The 2,835-nt window shown below is 70.2% G+C and carries 2 protein-coding genes; both read right to left on the bottom strand.

Going from position 1 to position 2,835, the window contains the following annotated elements; translation table 11 throughout:
* Positions 1-988: uroporphyrinogen-III synthase (locus FNH04_RS44160; protein WP_152791865.1), on the bottom strand; the 988-nt coding region annotated here is incomplete at its 3' end.
* A gap of 188 nt (positions 989-1,176) precedes the next feature.
* Positions 1,177-2,559: a nitrate/nitrite transporter gene (locus tag FNH04_RS44155; protein WP_152791864.1), complete on the bottom strand. Its 1,383-nt coding sequence runs from the start codon at positions 2,557-2,559 to the stop codon at positions 1,177-1,179.
* Positions 2,560-2,835: the final 276 nt, after the last annotated feature.

Below are 2,835 nucleotides of genomic sequence, written 5' to 3'. Positions count from 1 at the left end.
GTTCCGCCCGCGCGACCACCCACCCCGGCCGTCGGCACAGCGCCCGCAGCAGGGACATTCCGGCCGGCGGCACGGGACGGAGCGCCCCGTCCACCAGCACCGCGTGCCCACGGATCTCCACCCGGTGCCCGGCGATGGGCAACGTACGCGCACGCCCCGGCAGTTCCTGGCACAGCAACTGCACCAGCGGCCCGAGACGGAACCGCTCGGGCTGCACCGTGTCCACGCCCCGCGCCTGCAACGGCAGCGCGGTGACCGGCCCCACACAGGCGGGCAGCACATCATGGTTCAGCGCGGCGAGCAGCTCGGGCAACAGCCCCCGCTCCTCCGCCCGCGACAGCAGCGACGCCGCAGCCGGAGCACTGGTGAACGTCACCGCGTCCAGCCCACGCCCGACCGTCGCGTCCAGCAGCCGGTCGACCGGGCTCAGATCCTCCGGCGGCATCCAGCGGTACACCGGCACGCCCACCACCTCGGCGCCCGCCTCCCGCAGCGCCTCGACGAACCCGGGCAGCGGCTCGCCGTGCAGCTGTACGGCGACACGGCGACCCTCGACGCCCTCCTCCAGCAGCCGGTCGAGGACCTCCGCCATGGACTCCGACGAGGGAGACCAGTCCTCCGTCAGCCCGGCGGCCCGTACCGCGCCCTTGACCTTGGGCCCGCGCGCGAGCAGCTCCACCTCGCGCAGCCGGGCCAGCAGGCTCTCACCGAGCCCCCAGCCGTCGGCGGCCTCGATCCAGCCGCGGAAGCCGATGGCGGTGGTCGCCACGACGACGTCCGGGGCCTGGTCGATCAGTTCCTTGGTCGCGGCCAGCAGCTCGCTGTCGTCGGCGAGCTGCACAATGCGCAGGGCGGGCGCGTGGAGAACGGACGCGCCGCGCCGCTGGAGCAGGGCGCCCAGCTCCTCGGCCCGTCGCGCGGCCGTCACGCCCACGGTGAACCCGGCGAGGGGCCCGTGGTCTGGTGGTCGCTGCTGTTCGTCGTACATGTCGCGTCCCGCGGTCGAGTCGTTGCAGCACTTACGTGCCGAACGAGCCTGTCAACGGTGCGTGACAGACTCGGTTCGGCTTTATGTCGGTGGTGTTACCGATGCGGCCTCATGCGAAAAATGGCCTCCCGTTTCGCTACCGGCTCCCGTGTCCCAGGGGGGCGGCTCTCCCCCCGGGACACGGACCGTCACACCTCGGCGTAGCTGAGCTGGGGCTTCGCCTCGGCCGTGGCCTCGGTCCGGGCCTGTGCGGCCACCGGGCGGCGAAGGTATACGGCCCAGGTGACGAGGAAGCAGGCCCCGTAGAAGGCGAGGAAGGCGACGAAGGCGCCGGTTCCGCTGCCCACGGTGAGGAAGGACTGGCGGAAGGCGAGGTTGATACCGAGGCCGCCGAGCGCGCCCACGGCCCCGATGATGCCCATGGAGGCACCGGACAGCCGGCGCCCGTACGCGGCGGCCTCCTCGCCCTCAAGCCCCTTGGCGAAGGCCTTGGCCTGGAAGATGCCCGGGATCATCTTGAAGGTGGAGCCGTTACCGAGTCCGGTGAGCACGAAGAGCGCGATGAACGCGATGGTGAACAGCGGCAGCGACTTCTGCATGGACGCGATCACGATGACACCGGTGGCCGCGGCCATGGCGACGTAGTTCCACAGCGTGATCTTCGCGCCGCCGAAGCGGTCGGCGAGCGCGCCGCCCACGGGCCGGATCAGCGAGCCGAGCAGCGGGCCGATGAAGGTGACGTACGCGGCCTGCAGCGGGGTCCGCCCGAACTGGGTCTGGAGCACCAGGCCGAAGGCGAAGCTGTAGCCGATGAAGGAGCCGAAGGTGCCGATGTAGAGGAAGGACATGATCCAGGTGTGCGCGTCCTTGACGGCATCCTTGGCGGCACCGGTGTCGTTCTTCATCGACGCGATGTTGTCCATCTTGACCGCGGCGAGGGCGGCGGCGATGACGATGAACGGGATGTAGATCCCGAGCAGCACGCGCGGGCCGCCGCTGGCGCCGATGACCGCCAGTCCGACAAGCTGCACGACGGGCACACCGATGTTGCCGCCGCCCGCGTTGAGGCCGAGCGCCCAGCCCTTCTTCCTGAGCGGGAAGAAGGCGTTGATGTTGGTCATGCTGGAGGCGAAGTTGCCACCGCCGACACCGGCGAGCATGGCGCACACCAGGAAGGTGTTGAACGAGGTCCCCGGCTCCATCACGGCGAACGCGGCGACGGTCGGTACGAGCAGCAGGCTCGCGGAGATGATCGTCCAGTTCCGCCCGCCGAAGAGCGCCACCGCGAAGGTGTAGGGGACACGCACGATCGCGCCGACCAGCGTGGCCATCGACACGAGGAAGAACTTGTCGGCCGGCGTGAGCCCGTACTCGGGGCCCATGAACAGCACCATCACCGACCACACGGTCCAGACGGAGAACCCGATGTGCTCGGAGATCACGGAGAAGAGCAGGTTGCGCCGGGCGACCTTCTCGCCGGTCTCGTTCCAGAAGGTCTCGTCCTCCGGATCCCAGTGCTGGATCCAGCGGCCTCCCTTGCTCGCGGCGGGGGCTGTGCTCGGGGCTGTCATGACGCCTCCACGGGTCTCCGGTGCTCCGGGTTCGCACTCAGGGTGGTGAGGGGTGATGATCCCGAAGGTAGGGAGGGCTCGTTTCCTGCCTGTGGCACCGAGTGACCGGAAGGGAACTTTGCTCTCACGAGCGCGCGTACCCGACGGTGAGGACGCGCTCGTGCGCGGGCTTGTGCCGAGCGTAGGCGAGGTTCCGCCGGGCCGAGCGGGACTCGGCCGCGTACCGACGTGACTCCGCTCACGTGACACCGCGTGCCCACGGGCAGGCGGGGAGAC

It is taken from the genome of Streptomyces phyllanthi, from assembly GCF_009377205.1.
Lineage (GTDB): Bacteria > Actinomycetota > Actinomycetes > Streptomycetales > Streptomycetaceae > Streptomyces > Streptomyces phyllanthi.
This window is presented reverse-complemented; position numbering and strand designations above follow the sequence as displayed.

Coding starts and splice junctions, on each gene's coding strand:
- FNH04_RS44155 (WP_152791864.1), bottom strand. CDS start 2,559: ATGACAGCCCCGAGCACAGCCCCCGCCGCGAGCAAGGGAGGCCGCTGG.